The 13,652-nt window shown below is 37.2% G+C and carries 15 protein-coding genes; 2 read left to right on the top strand and 13 right to left on the bottom strand.

What is annotated here, in order from left to right; all coding sequences use genetic code 11:
* Positions 1 to 969: 969 nt before the first annotated feature.
* The 4 genes from IQ10_RS07455 to IQ10_RS07445 form a co-directional block, all read right to left on the bottom strand.
* Positions 970 to 1,191 (bottom strand): YdbC family protein, encoded by a 222-nt coding sequence (locus tag IQ10_RS07455; RefSeq protein ID WP_144449831.1) that lies wholly within the window; start codon positions 1,189 to 1,191, stop codon positions 970 to 972.
* A 237-nt stretch (positions 1,192 to 1,428) separates the two neighbouring features.
* The gene (locus tag IQ10_RS18560) at positions 1,429 to 1,530 is read right to left on the bottom strand and encodes an HIT family protein (protein WP_277877952.1); all 102 of its coding nucleotides are present in this window, start codon (positions 1,528 to 1,530) and stop codon (positions 1,429 to 1,431) included.
* An 85-nt stretch (positions 1,531 to 1,615) separates the two neighbouring features.
* Positions 1,616 to 1,801, bottom strand: coding sequence for an HIT family protein (locus IQ10_RS18390; protein WP_242009779.1), 186 nt, complete (start codon positions 1,799 to 1,801; stop codon positions 1,616 to 1,618).
* Positions 1,802 to 1,824: 23 nt separating this feature from the next.
* Positions 1,825 to 2,172, bottom strand: coding sequence for a hypothetical protein (locus IQ10_RS07445; RefSeq protein ID WP_144449830.1), 348 nt, complete (start codon positions 2,170 to 2,172; stop codon positions 1,825 to 1,827).
* Positions 2,173 to 2,410: 238 nt separating this feature from the next.
* Here IQ10_RS07445 and IQ10_RS07440 point away from each other — a divergent pair, with 238 nt between their 5' ends.
* The gene (locus IQ10_RS07440) at positions 2,411 to 3,145 is read left to right on the top strand and encodes a CPBP family intramembrane glutamic endopeptidase (RefSeq protein WP_144449829.1); all 735 of its coding nucleotides are present in this window, start codon (positions 2,411 to 2,413) and stop codon (positions 3,143 to 3,145) included.
* 270 nt (positions 3,146 to 3,415) lie between these two features.
* Here the strand turns inward: IQ10_RS07440 and IQ10_RS07435 are convergent, their stop codons facing one another.
* The gene (locus tag IQ10_RS07435) at positions 3,416 to 4,933 is read right to left on the bottom strand and encodes an amidase (RefSeq protein ID WP_144449828.1); all 1,518 of its coding nucleotides are present in this window, start codon (positions 4,931 to 4,933) and stop codon (positions 3,416 to 3,418) included.
* 253 nt (positions 4,934 to 5,186) lie between these two features.
* Entirely contained in the window at positions 5,187 to 5,537 is a 351-nt protein-coding gene (locus IQ10_RS07430) for a toprim domain-containing protein (protein ID WP_144449827.1), read from the bottom strand.
* Between the two features lie 186 nt (positions 5,538 to 5,723).
* Here IQ10_RS07430 and IQ10_RS07425 point away from each other — a divergent pair, with 186 nt between their 5' ends.
* On the top strand, positions 5,724 to 6,017 hold the full coding sequence (locus IQ10_RS07425) for a hypothetical protein (protein ID WP_144449826.1): 294 nt from the start codon (positions 5,724 to 5,726) through the stop codon (positions 6,015 to 6,017).
* 73 nt (positions 6,018 to 6,090) lie between these two features.
* Here the strand turns inward: IQ10_RS07425 and rbsK are convergent, their stop codons facing one another.
* The 7 genes from rbsK to IQ10_RS07390 all read right to left on the bottom strand — a co-directional run bounded on the left by rbsK (position 6,091) and on the right by IQ10_RS07390 (position 13,608).
* The gene (gene rbsK / locus IQ10_RS07420; protein WP_144449825.1) at positions 6,091 to 7,014 is read right to left on the bottom strand and encodes a ribokinase; all 924 of its coding nucleotides are present in this window, start codon (positions 7,012 to 7,014) and stop codon (positions 6,091 to 6,093) included.
* 218 nt (positions 7,015 to 7,232) lie between these two features.
* On the bottom strand, positions 7,233 to 8,249 hold the full coding sequence (locus IQ10_RS07415; RefSeq protein ID WP_144449824.1) for an NAD(P)-dependent alcohol dehydrogenase: 1,017 nt from the start codon (positions 8,247 to 8,249) through the stop codon (positions 7,233 to 7,235).
* A gap of 172 nt (positions 8,250 to 8,421) precedes the next feature.
* Complete coding sequence (locus tag IQ10_RS07410) at positions 8,422 to 8,979, bottom strand: cysteine hydrolase family protein (RefSeq protein ID WP_144449823.1); 558 nt, start codon at positions 8,977 to 8,979, stop codon at positions 8,422 to 8,424.
* 396 nt (positions 8,980 to 9,375) lie between these two features.
* Positions 9,376 to 10,428: a zinc-dependent alcohol dehydrogenase family protein gene (locus tag IQ10_RS07405; protein ID WP_144449822.1), complete on the bottom strand. Its 1,053-nt coding sequence runs from the start codon at positions 10,426 to 10,428 to the stop codon at positions 9,376 to 9,378.
* Between the two features lie 257 nt (positions 10,429 to 10,685).
* Positions 10,686 to 12,419 carry a DEAD/DEAH box helicase gene (locus IQ10_RS07400; protein ID WP_144449821.1) on the bottom strand — a complete coding sequence of 578 codons (1,734 nt, stop codon included), beginning with the start codon at positions 12,417 to 12,419 and terminating at the stop codon, positions 10,686 to 10,688.
* Between the two features lie 159 nt (positions 12,420 to 12,578).
* The gene (locus IQ10_RS07395) at positions 12,579 to 13,316 is read right to left on the bottom strand and encodes a DNA polymerase beta superfamily protein (RefSeq protein ID WP_144449820.1); all 738 of its coding nucleotides are present in this window, start codon (positions 13,314 to 13,316) and stop codon (positions 12,579 to 12,581) included.
* A gap of 115 nt (positions 13,317 to 13,431) precedes the next feature.
* Positions 13,432 to 13,608 (bottom strand): WCX domain-containing protein, encoded by a 177-nt coding sequence (locus tag IQ10_RS07390; protein ID WP_277877951.1) that lies wholly within the window; start codon positions 13,606 to 13,608, stop codon positions 13,432 to 13,434.
* Between the last annotated feature and the right edge of the window lie 44 nt (positions 13,609 to 13,652).

Raw genomic sequence — 13,652 nt, 5'->3', positions numbered from 1 at the left:
TTATATTTAGAGTCTTCCCAAAAAGCCAACTACTAGAAATCATAGCTAACTAAATAGATTTTAGGATGATTGATCCCTCCATCTCATTCCATCTGAAAAAGACAATTGTCTTTCTGATAAATAATATTATAATATTATTTAGATATATTACAATGTTATTTTTATCGTTTAAAAATGTTGTAATGATTAGAATATTCACATAAAACAAAGCCTAAACAATTATTCATTAATAATTTCTGGTAAGTTCCAATACTTATTTTTTGATGAAAGAGAGAATCTTGAATCGTAAATTGGGGTCCAGCAGACATTCTAGTTGCAATACAGTTACGTTATAAAACTTTCAATGTGAATTATTTTATAAAGCTCAGCATCGCCAGGAAATTAATATTTCAAAGATTCACCTGAAATAAATGGTAGGGGTAAATTTTCGAGGGGATTTGACACAAGTTTTATGTATCTTCAGGATGTCTTCAAAATCTTTTACTAGAGGGAATCGGTATAAATCATCTTTTTATCTCACTTCTGCCTTGTAAAAGGAAAGGGCGAACTCTTATTGTTTGAGTCCACCCTCTTACCTGCATTTTTATCATTAAGTAGGCGAGAAAACCCCCATCTTCAAGGAATGTGAAGGGTGAAGCCCAATGAGTAAGTGGGGGATGAATCGTCTTTTTTGCCTAGCAAAACACTTATTTGCATGGTGAAATAGTCTTGTACAGATTGCTCTTTGAAAACTGGATATATGAGGTTGTTACGAGAAACGCTTTGTCACGTAAAATATCCAAGCAACAATCGCCCCACATGTACCGAAGTAGCGAAAACCAAGCAGAGTAGGATGTGTGGAGAGTCCAATGTACAAAATAGGTAAGATTTCACCGTAGGGACTACGGGTAGAGCCTACTCAATAACTGGTGGTTACACTGGTGTTCGTAGGAATCCCCCACTTCAAGCTTTAGCTAAGTGGTGGGTAGTTCAATATTCCCTATTGTTCAAAACCTCTCTCAGCACCTTTAATTCCTCAACCGATAATGTTACACCTTTTCCCATTTTTTCGTGATTTGGTGCCCACTCCCGTAAATCGTACTTCGGTTCACGACCGTTCCAACTAATTAAGTTCAATTCTTTTTTCCATCCTTTTGGCGATTCAGATAAGATAGCGATTGTTTCTATGATTTCGTATTTAATGTCTGCCACAATAACACCTCCATATATTTATTTAACTCCATACAGGATTTTATCTTTATTTTACTAGAGTCATTTAGAGATGGAAACAAAAAAGAGAGGTAGACATGTCTAAACCTCTTATGCAATACAAACCTCTACCAGAGAGGGTCAATGATGCCAACATATTATAAATTAGTATGAGATCGAATTCCAGAAATCATCGAAACAGTGGGAAGAGCTATCGTATGGAAATTTTAGATGCACGTTTCAATAAGATTGTTTCGATGGGATCACCCCACGCACACCCCCACGTGGATTCTCCATATCACCATGATAACGCGGAATCACATGAATATGTGCATGAAAAATCGTTTGCCCCGCCGCTTCCCCCGCAATTCATTCTAATATTAAACCCATCAGGTGAAAAACGCTCCATTTGCAACTGGCGAACCTCCTAAACAAGAGAATGCAATGCCTCTTTTTCCTCGGACGTTGCCTCAAAATAATCAGCAACATGACGCTTCGGAATAATAAGCGTATGTCCCTCACTAACTGGATACTGGTCATAAATCGCATACGCAGATTCGTTTTCAAGTATATACTCTGAGATATAACAGAATGGACAAGGTTTATTTGACATAAATTACTTCCTCACCTATAAATTTATAGCTTCCTAATTTGATATGGTCTTTTTAATAACTTCCTAAAAACGTCAGGGCCTTCATGTTTCCTCGAATGTGCCCATTTATCGTATTCCTGTTCAGATATTCGTCCTTCTATTAACCCTTCTAAAAACAAATAGTGATCTTGATCAACTGCCATTTTCTTAAGTTCGATTCTTTGTTTACTTTTACGGTATTTATTAGTATCAATCGAGTTATTGCTGCCATTACGACTTTTGATTAGGAAGAACTTAGATTTACGATTAAGCTTATGGAGCTGTTTAAAAAGAGAAGAAATTAGAACAATGATGATTAATATAAGTGCAATCTGCATAAAAGGGAAATTCATTAGATTCTCCTTCCTGTTAACAAGTGACCTAATATGATCTATTTTACCATCATCATGGTTCATCTCCCTAACAGTATGTCACCTTATTTCTTCCATAAATCTTTGACATGATATGATTGGTAAAATATTGTCAGAGGTTTCCCCTGAAAAAGTTATAGGCTGTTTTCGTAAAAATTGTTGTTTTTGAGAAGATTGTTTTTAAAAATGATAAAATAAAAGAAAGAGGAGAGTGAAGTTGATGGAAATTGGTTTTTGGTTGGTCATCATCTTTGCTTTATTATATGAACCGATAATTGGGTATTTTGATTTTAAAAGATTTAAAGTTAACGTAAGAGAAAATCAAGATGCGAGGTTGAAGTTTTATAAAAGTTCAATAGTTGATCTTTGGATCCCTACTATTTTCATATTACTTTTAGTTATTTTTACAGAATTAACTTTAAAAGATATTGGTTTATCTTTCCCAAGCATTAACACTAACACTTTAGGCTCATTGGTTACTTATTCAGTATTTGTAGTTGCTTTCTTATATTTAATTGGTGTCTTGTATTATTCTATCGGCTACCAATTTAGCGATAAGATTAGGACTAAATTTGAACAAGCAAAACAGAAAGAATATGCCAATGTCGGTTTTTCAGAAATATTGCCTGTTTCTAATAAAGAGAAAAAATTATGGAACTATGTTTCTTTAACAGCAGGAATTACCGAAGAAATAATATATAGAGGATTTTTAATTTTTGCTTTGGCTTATTTGTTTCCAAATCTCTCTGTTTGGTTAGTTATATTTTCGGCTTCACTTTTATTCGGATTAGCTCATACCTATCAAGGGTTCATAACTGGGGTTATAAGAACCACTGTTTTTGGGATTATATTTTCTGTACTTTATATTGGAATAGGTTCAATTTTGCCACTTATCATTTTTCATTTTTTGATAGATTATGTAGCAAAATTAGGAGATTCCAAAGACAATGAATAAGAATGTTCCTCAATGCCAACCATTATGCACTCCTTAAATAAACAATCATAAAGAATCATTCCCCGACTTTTGTCATATTTCGTTATCTCCACTTAAGGATTTACCTTTTTTCTGTATTTTTCAAGGCATTGAAGATTATTTCAATATTTTAGTTCATTAAAAATTTCCTTTGGATACTTCAAAAGCTATTTAACCCAAACCTAAAAAGCTCGCTATGAGTAGTTAACCTCATAACGAGCTAGCAGTATTCAAAATCTTACTCTATTTAAATTACAACGTAGCATACTTATTAGTTGTCTCAAAAGCATGAGCAACTCGTAGGACGATGTCGTCTTCACCTTTTCTTCCCGTGATCATCATTCCGATTGGAAGTCCATCGATTGTTCCACAAGGAGCATTAAGTGAAGGATGTCCTGTTATGTTAAAAGGTGCAGTGTTTTGGATCATTTCCAATGCTGTCTTAATAACCTCTTCTCTTGGAGCATCTTTTGCTGGAATTTTTGTTGGTTTAATTGGCGTAGTTGGCAGAATTAACACATCATATTCTTTTAGTGCATCGTCGTAAGCCTGCGTTAATTTTCTCGCTAGGTTTTGTGCCATAGCATAATATTTACCGTTATATTGTTCCTGTACATACTGCCCTAGTAACATCGATAATTTTACCGTTTCAGAATATTCATTTGCTCTTGTTTTTCTAGCTTTCCCGTAGGCATCCAGTAGTTTTGTGCTGTAGTGCCCCTTCCAATTTGACCCCATTCCGTTTTGATTGATCATTAAAGTCGTTAACCCTTCTATACCAATACCATTCCAGATATGAAGACCATCTCGGTGCATAGGAATGGAAACTTCCTCTACAATCGCTCCAGTACTCTCCAATGTGAGTGCAGCTTCTTTCACTAATTCATCGACATCTGCTTCTGATATTCCTTCCCAACCAAATCCCTCTTTAACAATCCCCACTTTTAAGCCTGCAGCATTACCGATAAGTGATTCTGTATATGATTTTACTTTTAATCCTGATTGTCTAGGATCTAGGCCATCATTACCTGCGATAACTTCTAAAAGTAGTGCAACATCCTCCACAGTTCTAGCCATTGGTCCAGTATGATCTAACGTCTGTTCAATCGGAAAAATTCCTGTATAAGGAACAAGTCCATATGTAGGTTTTAGTCCGTACAATCCGCACCAAGAACTTGGCATCCTGATTGATCCACCTTGGTCACCACCTATTGCCATATCTGCTTCCCCTGCAGCAACTAAGGCCGCACTCCCACTAGAAGATCCACCTGTAGAACGAGTAATATCATGCGGGTTAAGAACTGGACCAGTTGCCGAAGTATGGCTACCACCGGATAGACAGAAGTCTTCACAAACTGCTTTCCCTACTATTTCAGCTCCTTCATCCAGCATTCTCGTAACAATGGTTGCATCTTCATTCGGTACAAAGCCTTCTAGAATGGCTGACCCATTCATCATAGGGATACCAGCTAAACTTACATTATCCTTTAATACAATTTTCTTTCCTACTAATTTTCCAGAACCGCTTCCTTTAATACTCGTTTTCCAATACCACGCATTATATTGATTTTCTTCAGGTTCAGGACGGTAGCCAGCATTTCGTTCATACTTTACTGGCAAAGTTGGTTCTACTAATTCACTCAAACGATCATACGATGCTAAAGTCCCCTTCATTAGCTCTTGATAAGAGGCTAAATCTTCAGTTGTAAGATCAAGGTTGAATTTTTCAGCAATCCTTTTTAATTGGTCAATCGTCGGTTTTTTTACCATTCGTGCCCCTCCTGAAAATATCATTTTATTTTTAAATAGAGTGAAACTTGTTGTTAACTATCTACTAGAAAGTAGCATTTTTCATCAGAAAGAAGCCACATTCTTGTAAGATTATATGCGCTATTATTCCATCATATTTCTACTTTTTTAATACAAAAAAGCCAACTAAGCTGCAATCACTTAGTTGGCACGAATCAAAATTAGTAAATGAACCAATAGGAATATTTCCGTATCTCCGTTTTAGGTAAAATCTTTATTCGAAGACGTTATCTATTGGAGACCTATTCTTCACCTTAAAATGCGCTCTCAACACCTCTGTCAGATAATCAAGCGGGGTTGTCTCTACCTGGCCGTATACCCTTTGCGTATATAAATGAGTGGCATTAGGCAGTTCTCTTTTTAACTGTTTTCTCAAGTTTTCGCCTGCATCGTCAGCATCGACAAGTATGTAGACGTCCTTATCTTCAATTGGCAAAATCAATGTTTCAAGCTTTGCCTCACTTAACGTTCCATATGTACATATTACATCGACGGGCTCATTCAGTACTTGCTTCACTCGCTTACGATCACTCGTTCCCTCTACAATCAAAACTTTTTCTTCCATGCTACTCATCCCTTTACTAATGTCAGTGAATTCTATTCGTGCATTTCGTTTCTCATTTTAAGCTTTCACATTTGGGAATTTGTTTGTAGCTTTATTATGTAGCAGTTCGTTTGTTGACACAAGTCACATGGATAAATCACCAAAAAATATAAATAATATATGTAGAACGAAAGGGGCGGATAATGAGTGAACATTGATTTAACAACGATTAATGAGCGAATACCTGATTTTACGAGTCATGATGAAGCTAGAAAATGGTTTAAAGAGGAATTGAAGGATCAATTTTTGTTACGAAGTATTGACGAGATTGAAGGGAAAAGGGTCTATTATTATCATCTTATCAAAGACTTTGACATGTACCAAGAATACATGGAAAGCCTTTCAAGCTCGGTGAAGCATGAAATCACAAGTATGAAGCCATTTGAAAGCTACACAACTGTAGAGATTAGCGAGGATGGTGGGGTTAGTTTTTCTATTTAGGAAAAAACCCAAGCGATGGCCCAAGAATAGTTCCGTCGTGTGGGTTTTATTGAAATGTCTACTGCTACATTCATCAAAATCCCGTTTCTAAAAATGTTTCGACCTCTTCATTTGTCGGCATTGCTACTGAGGTACCGACTTTCGTTACTGATAGGGCTGCAACAGCATTGGCTTTTCTTACTGCTTCGTCAATTGACATTCCACTTGCAATAAAGGTAGAAAAGCCACCGTTGAACGCATCGCCAGCTCCTGTTGAATCAACTGCATCAATGGCAAATCCTTCAATTAATCGACCTTGATTGTTGCCGTCATAGACGTAGCACCCTTTTTTACCAAGTGTGATGATCACATTTGAAATGCCAGCATTGTATAGTTTAATAGCTGCTGCTTGGGCGGTTTTCTCGTCGTGTACAGAGATCCCTGTTAAAAGACTTGCTTCCGTTTCATTTGGTGTGATGAACGTTACTTTCGAGAGTGTCGCTGCATCTACCTTTTGATAAGGAGCAGGGTTTAGCACAACAGGCTTAGTAAGCTCATTTGCTAATTCAATTGTCGCTTGAATGGCTTCAATCGATGTTTCCAATTGAACTAAAATCATATCAGCTTCACGGAAGGCCTCACTTGCTTGCTGAACGTCTTCTTTTGTCAGCTTCCCGCAAGCTCCAAGGGAAACGACAATCATATTCTCGCTATGTTGATCAACGGCAATAAGGGCAGCTCCTGTTGCTTCTTTTTCGTCTTTTGTAATGTATGTTGTCTGGATCGATTCTTGCTTAAAGTTGCGAATCGCATCTTCACCGAATAGATCGTTGCCAACCTTTGTAACCATTGTTACTTGAGCGCCTTGGCGGGCAGCAGCAACTGCTTGATTCCCACCTTTGCCACCTGGACCCATTTGAAAAGGACCTCCAAGTACAGTCTCACCAGGCTTCGGCATATGAGGTGTGCGACTCATTAAGTCGACTATATAGCTGCCTACTACTACTATTTTAACCATTGTCTCACCTACTCACTTGTCATTTGTTCATTTGTTTACACAAAGATCAGTATATAACATCTGCTTATCTCTTTCTATTTTTGTAATTTATAAGCCAATAATCCTTCTCGTGAATTACTTTTTAATTTTATAATATTGATCACATTAAAAAGTACCCCCCGTTTTCGGTAAGGTACTCTAACCAAATTCTAATTAATATATTGATTGTTATTAAATCCTTACTCAAACTTAATAATCGGTTTAATAGTCGTTCCTATTTTTGTATCTTGAATCGCTTCATTAATTTCTTCAAAGGAATAGTATTTGATTAACTTCTCGAAAGGAAATTTACCCTTTTTGTAAAGCTCAATGAGTTTAGGAATATATAGTTGTGGCACTCCCTCGCCCATTAAAAAGCCATTTAGGTTCCGCTCAAATAGGATCGTATTAATATCTATGGATACTTCTGATCCTATAGGTCCGCCTGCTACTTGAACGGCTACGCCTAATACATCGAGAGAATCAACAGCGAGACGTGTATTATCAGGACGTCCACTCGATTCAATTGCATAATTCACACCTCTCCCCGTAATATCCTTAATCTGCTCGAGAACATTTCCGTCTTTTGCATTTACAGTGTGGGTTGCACCTAATTCTTTCGCTAGTTCTAGACGGTTATCATGAATATCGACTGCAATGATTATTCCACAATTAGCTACATTCGCGCCCATAATCGCACTTAATCCAACCGTCCCACACCCGAGTGGTCCAAGCATTTCAAGTGGTACATCTTTTGGAACCTTTACTACGTTCCGAGCAGATGCGACAGCATAATAAGCGAAACTCGACTGACCAAAAAAGTTAGAAAGATCTGTGCCTTCCTTATGTAATCGGCTCGTACCATCGATCATTTTGCCACCAAAATTCAGATCATAAAAGGACTCGCAAGCATAAGCCATTCCACTTAGACAATTCCCGCACACCCCACACGAACTATAAGATAGTACAACGTGGTCACCTGGCTGAATGTGCTTGATGCCTACACCTACCTTCTCGACAACACCAGCCCCCTCGTGACCTAAAACAGCAGGTAGTGGCACGGGGTAAGCTTGTGTTTGTGCAAGTATATCTGTATGACAAATCCCCGATCCAACAATTCGAACTAAAACTTCACCTGCTTGCGGATCATCAACGGTAATATCGGTAATTTGAAATGGTTCACCACTCCCAAATGTAACAGCAGCTTTTGCTTGCATGAATATTCCTCCTAATTAGTTACGGTATCAACTCCTAATCATTATTATTTCCAGTTACGAGAGAATTCTTTTGTTTTAAGGGACATTTAAAAAACCTATCATCTGCTAATAAATGATAGGTTTTGTCGTTTAGATGAGATTGCATTTTAAAGTACATCTCATATTATCGCTCTCAGTTTTGCACCAGTTCCAAATACGTTTCCGTCGTTTTGATGTCGGCATAAAGACTACCTAATGCAGCCATGAATGTATCATGAACATCAATAGCTGGGATAGTTCGATTGTGCACAGTGATATCTGGAGACGTGCAGGCGTCTTCGATCACCGTACATTGGAAGCCCAAATCAACAGCAGCGCGAGCGGTAGCGTCAATACACATATGACTCATCATACCGCAAATGACAACATGTTCAATGTCAGCTTCTTGAAGATATTGTAGAAGGTGAGTCTCACGAAAGCTGTTGGGATAGTTCTTCTGAATAACGATTTCGCCTTCAAGTGGTGAAACAGCCTCGTTAATCTCAACCCCTTCCGTTCCTTCGACGAAAAATGGAGCATCTGGGCTAGGGAAGATATGCTGAATATGAAAAGTTTGCATATCTTTGCTACGGTAGAAATCGAGCAATTTTCGGGCATTTGCTGCTGCCTTTTCTGTTTCGTATAACTCCATACGTCCATTCGGGAAATAATCATTTTGAATATCAACTAGAATTAAAGCAGTCTTTTTCATGCACTCTCCCCTTTCGTATACCTCTTATAATATCAGATAATTATTTATTTTCAAAATATTAAGAGGTTGATAGTAAAAGTAATGCCTTACATTGTGTACTTATTCTCCATTTTAGAATGCTAGTATTATGCTTTCTCCCTCCCTAAACTCTTAAACAGCAACCGGCATTTTCTTTATACTTATCTCCTATTGCATCTGCATATTTTAGGAGACAGTCTTCTTTGTCATTACTTCTCCTAAGTAAGATGCATCATAGTAGTCATAAGATGTGATAAGATCTCAAAAAACCATGAAGTAAAACGCTTTCATTATAAAAGAACTCAACAAATCATTATTTTTGTTCATTTTCTATTTATCCATTCAAAAAAGTTTGAATTACATAGCAACGAAAGCAAACTACCATCGATCCACTACTGTAACTCCTACTGTTTTAAATTCACCCATAGACATTAAAACATCGCCAGCTTCCTCAATTTTTACCGTTTGCGTTACTAATTTTTCAGGTTTTAAAATGTTGCTTTCTACCATTTGAAGCATAGCTGGATAACGGGCTGCCTGCATTCCCAATGATCCAATAATAGAAAGCTCTTTTTGAACAATTAAATCAACAGGTAATGGAACCATGCCTTGTTCTTCTTGAGTGGTAAGACCAATTTGTAAATGACGTCCTCTTTTCCGTAAACTATTGACAGCATTTTGACATGTTGTTGTTACACCCAATGCATCAACTGATACATGGACACCGCCTTTTGTTAATTCAACTATTTCTCCTACTGCATCCTTTTCCCTCGCATTAATCGTTAGAGCTGCACCTAATTCTTTTGCAAGTTTAAGAGTATCGTTATTGATATCAACAGCTATCACTTTCGCACCGATAGATGAAGCTATGTGAATAGCAGAAAGACCAATACCACCGCAGCCATGAATAGCTACCCATTCTCCAGGTCTAACCTGTGCTTGATCGACAATCCCATGAAACGAGGTCATAAATCGACATCCAAGTCCTGCCGCTGCAACAAAATCAATCGAATCCGGTAAGGTGACGAGATTGACATCTGCGTTAGGCACATGAGCAAATTGTCCATAACCACCCCAGTAACTAAATCCAGCCTGTAACGTGTTTTCACACACATTTTGGTGACCCGTTACGCAAAATTCGCATGTGCCATCACCTTGACTAAACGGCACGATGACTCGCTCACCCTTTTTAAATTTTTTGACTTCGCTTCCCACTTCCTCAATGATTCCACAAAATTCATGTCCCATAACAAAAGGTAACTCTAGATTGATACCAAGCCAGCCAAAATCACCCATCCACGCATGCCAGTCACTGCGACAGATTCCATTTGCCTCAACACGAACGATAACCCCGTCTGGAGCTAGTGTCGGTTCAGGCATATTTAAAACTTTTAAAGGCTTCTGAAGTTCAGTTAATACTAATGCTTTCATTTCTAATCACTTCCTCTTCGATTATTTACTTGATGAAAACAATAAACAGTAGGTAGATAGCTGTATCTAGTTAAACTTTGTAAACCTCTGTAACAAATTAAAACTTTTCAAAATTACTAGATGAAACTCAATTTATAACTATGCTTGTTTGAAAATAATATAACAACTGGTCCCATTTTTATTTTGGTCAATTTGGATTTACAGTTATTTATGCAAAATAAAATAGCGAACAGCTTTTAACCGTTCGCCTTCTGCACCTAATCCCCTACCCCAACCTGCTCACTCTCCCAAAATGCACTAAACCTAGCGTATGCGAGTGGTTTTCCTAAACGCTTTAAATTATCAGCAAAATCAATAATTGTACAATACTCTGTCCCGCCGAATTTAGGCCCTCTTAATCCCCTTCCAACAATTTGTTCGTAGAGGACAACACTGGTTGTTGGGCGGCATATGACGATATACTCCGTTTTCGGGGCATCAAACCCTGTTGTTAATACACCATAGTTGAATAAGAATTCAATTTCTCCTTTTTTAAACGCATCAATATACATACGGCGTGTTGCCTTTGGCGTATTTGATGAAATTGTTACTGATTTACGGCCTATGGCATTCATAGTCGAAGAGAGAAACTCTGCATGCTCAACAGTACAAGCATAGACGAGCGTGTTTGTTCCAACTGGTATCTCAACTAGTCTTTTAATAATTTGATAGTTTCGGTGTTCATCGTTAGCCAGTACATTTAGTAATTCAGCATTAATCATATCTTCATCGACATCTATATTTTGTTCGTCTACTTCATAAGCACGTCCCGATTCATAGATAATATGTTTTGGCTTTGCTAAAAAGCCTTTATGTCTAAAGTATAAAAGCGGATTTCGATGATATTCTGGGTCATTTGATATTTGTGGTTGAAGCAAATGCGCTTGGAATTTATCGACTAATTTTGTTGTATCACCATCACTTCTACCAGGCGTTGCCGTTAATCCACATATCGGAAAAAGACTCGGTCCACAAATGTCTTGCGCTTTTTCAAGAAGTTGATTGTACATTGGTGCAACGGCATGATGAGCTTCATCAATGATCATCGCTCCACAATGACGAAGGATTTCTTCTAAGACTGGGTCATTATTTTTGACTCTTGAATACAATTGCTGAATACTTGCAATGACTGCCCCACCTATCAACTGCTCTTCTCCAATGTTTTTCCCAGCAAAATAACGGTAGATTCTAAGTGACTCAGGATACTCTTTTTCCTGCCACATATCTGAAATACAAGAGATAGCTTGTTCACACAATTCTTCACTTTGCGCAATCCAAATCAAGTATTTTCCTTGAGAAAATCCCGCATGCATCCATTCAATATAACTTTCAACCGCAACCCTTGTTTTTCCGCCTCCCGTAGGTAATGTTACAACGCAACGTGTATGTTCCCCTTCTGAACTCAACACACGTAGCATTTGTTCCTTTAAACCTAACTGAAAATCAGCAAGTGGCGGAACGGCTTTTCTCGCCTCTACATCCATTATCGCTTCTGTAGCTGCTGTTTTCGGCACAGAGATCCCTGAAAAAACGAGCGGAAAGCCTAATGTTTTAACGAAGTCACGTGGCCACACTCCACCCATCATCCACTTTTTCTTGACTAATGGTGAAATCATATAAGACGGGGATGTAATCGATTTATTAGTCGCTGGATTTCGCAAATATAATTGATTCAATTCATCTTCTGATAAGTTTCTTAATAAGTGAGTCCTTAGCGCCCTTACCTCTTCCCCACTACCAGCAAAGAGATAAGCTCCTTTTTCGTTAATAAGCATTTTCGTTAATTCTTTTAGATCAAGTGTGTCTTTTCCTAATGATTTGAGTAAAGTATTTAACCTAGTAAAGTTTGTTTGACCAAACATATTTTTAATGATTCGATCTGGAACTCTATATTGATTTAATAATAGATCTATACATTGTTGTACATCTTTCTCAGTTGGAAATGCATTCATTTATTCTGGCTCCTCCAAGTATGCTCTCTCTGTTTATCCACTTTTATCACGCAAAAATAACTTAGCATCACTTCATAGTTTAAAAGTTGATAGAAGAAATTTCACTAAAATCCTTTTTGAAATGATTTACAGCTTAATGATTCATTATGTATCACAAATTCAGCATCGTTCATTGCATATTTTTTTGAATACTAATTGATAGATTATATTTTCTAAAGCATACTTGATGTCTTCTCTAACTGGTTGACAATTGTAGACGTTCTCCAATTGTTCAAAGGTCGTCATTTTCTCTTCCACTAACGTAAAGTACTCATCTTTTGTATACTCTCCATTTTTTATTACAAGCATTGAATTGCGACCTTTATCATCATACTGCATAGCACCTTTAAAATCAGTAAATCCATTCTCTGCAAATCTCTCAATAAAATCCATAATTCGAAATGCATGCATCGCAGACTTTGTGTCATATCCGTATTTTTCAATTAAATAATGTGTACCTTTATTCCCTTTTTCAATATACTTTGCTTTGCTGAAGTACATCCCTTTACATGCTTGGTAGAGATAAGGTAAATTCATTGCTGCAATCTCATCTTTCATTGCAAATATGTTTTCGAGAGATTCTTTGATCAAATCACTTTCATTTATTGTGATATTAGTCGAGAAAAGCACCTCGACAAAATTTACATTAGATTTCCAAAAGAGGCTACTGAGTTTTCGAATGTCATGATAGTCTTCGTCGAAAGATTCATTGAATTTACTTTCTTTATACAGCTTACCGTGGTATAAATCGTTGAAGGTTGGCAGCACAAAGACTTTGTAATCCTTATCTGACTCTGCAGTTGATAAGTTATAATTCGCTGATCCGACTAATGCTTTAAAGGCTAGCTCTCGTTCCATTTTATCGCCTCCTTGTTTGTTATTATTTCTATCTTTCACTCGTCTAAACCGTAGTACAAACCTTTAAAATGACAATAAGCCTCTCTTCTCTAGAGAGATCCACTGTATTAAAATTTTAGGTTTGTCTATGCTGTTCGATCGTTTTCATCTTTTCTCGTTTGATCGCTTCAACTAGCGACTTTGGCGATAATACTTTTGCTTTACTTCCCCATGATAAGATCCAGCTATTTAGGCCAAGGCTGTTTTTGACTTTTGCTTTTAAAATAAAGGTTTGATCGTCTTTCTTTTTGATATCTGCTTTTATACCAGGGGATGGCCTTATCGAAATTTAACAGA

It is taken from the genome of Halalkalibacter nanhaiisediminis (assembly GCF_007830185.1).
Classification (GTDB): Bacteria; Bacillota; Bacilli; order Bacillales; family Bacillaceae_D; genus Halalkalibacter; species Halalkalibacter nanhaiisediminis.
The sequence above is the reverse complement of the archived record's forward strand: the minus strand, read 5'-3'. Positions and strand labels throughout refer to the sequence as shown.